General features: G+C 46.1%; 1 protein-coding gene and 1 pseudogene. Both read left to right on the forward strand.

Annotated elements, in window-relative coordinates:
• Positions 1-733 (forward strand): dihydropteroate synthase (gene folP, locus A3729_RS14325; protein ID WP_068634009.1); only part of this gene is annotated, 733 nt, incomplete at its 5' end.
• 28 nt (positions 734-761) lie between these two features.
• A pseudogene (gene glmM / locus A3729_RS14330) lies at positions 762-1572 on the forward strand (phosphoglucosamine mutase); the annotation flags it as partial.

Below are 1572 nucleotides of genomic sequence, written 5' to 3' on the forward strand. Positions count from 1 at the left end.
GTACTCTAATCTCGATTCAGCACTAAATCAGGTTGAAATAATGCTTGCTCAAGGGGCGAGTATTATTGATGTGGGCGGTGAGTCTACTCGTCCAGGTGCACAGCCAGTAAGCGTTCAAGAAGAGCTTGATCGTGTTTGTCCTGTTGCTGAAAAAATTCTTCAAAACTTCGATGTCGTATTATCGGTCGATACTAGTACACCGCAAGTCATGCGTGAAACCGTTGCGCTGGGCGCTGGTTTGATTAATGATGTTCGGGCATTTACGCGACCTGGCGCGGTCGAAGCCGTTGCGGGTGCGAATGTCGCCTTGTGTGTCATGCATATGCAAGGTAAGCCCGATACAATGCAAATTCAGCCAGAATATACGTCGGTTGTGGAAGAGGTTGAGGCCTTTTTACTTTCGCGTATTAATACGCTCAAGTCTGCTGGGGTTGATGATCAGCGTTTGATTGTCGATCCAGGTTTTGGTTTTGGTAAAACGCTTTCCCATAATCTGAGCTTATTAGCTGGCATTGAGCGACTAAAACGTATGGGGTACCCTGTGTTGGTTGGGGTTTCTAGAAAGTCCATGTTTGCTGACTTGCTGGGACGAGATGTAGAACAGCGTTTAGCTGGAAGTTTGTCTGCTGCGACACTTGCTGCCTGGCAAGGGGCCGAGATCGTAAGGGTTCATGATGTTGTTGAGACGGTTGATGCGGTGCGTGTTGTTGATGCTGTAAAGCGTGCAGGTTAGGTTTATTTAAGGGTTTTAGGGAAAAGATATGTCTTCAAGAAAATACTTTGGTACAGATGGAATTCGTGGCTGCTTGGGTGAAGGTGCAATTACACCAGAGTTTATGCTTAAGCTGGGTTGGGCTTGTGGTAAGGTTTTCAAGAAAGAAGGCCTCAGGAATCGTGTCATTATTGGTAAAGATACGCGAATATCCGGTTACTTGTTTGAGTCTGCGCTTGAGGCAGGTTTATCTGCAGCGGGTATGGATGTGCGCTTATTGGGCCCAATGCCTACACCAGCCGTTGCGTACTTGACGCGAACCTATAGGGCAAATGCCGGTATTGTTATTAGTGCTTCCCATAACCCTTATCATGATAACGGTATTAAGTTCTTTTCTTCTAAGGGTTTGAAGTTGGATGATGCTGTTGAATTAGAGATTGAATCTTGGCTTGATAAAGACCTTGAAGTCGTAGCGCCCGACCTGCTAGGTAAGGCGAAACGTATTGATGATGCAATTGGCCGTTATGTCGAATGCTGTAAGGCGACCATTCCTTCGTCGATGTCTTTGACTGGTATGAAAATTGTGCTGGATTGTGCGCATGGTGCAACCTACCAGGTGGCGCCTTATGTCTTTAAAGAATTGGGTGCAGAAATCACCACAATTGGTGTGCAACCAGATGGTTTGAATATTAATCGTGATGTAGGTTCGACAAGCCCTCAGGCGCTTGTTGACAAGGTATTAGAAGTTGAGGCTGATCTCGGGATTGCATTTGATGGCGACGGTGACCGTGTCATCATGGTTGATCATAAAGGTGAAGTGGTTGATGGTGATGAGCTGATTTATATTATTGCCAGGAATC

It is taken from the genome of Oleiphilus sp. HI0043, from assembly GCF_001634935.1.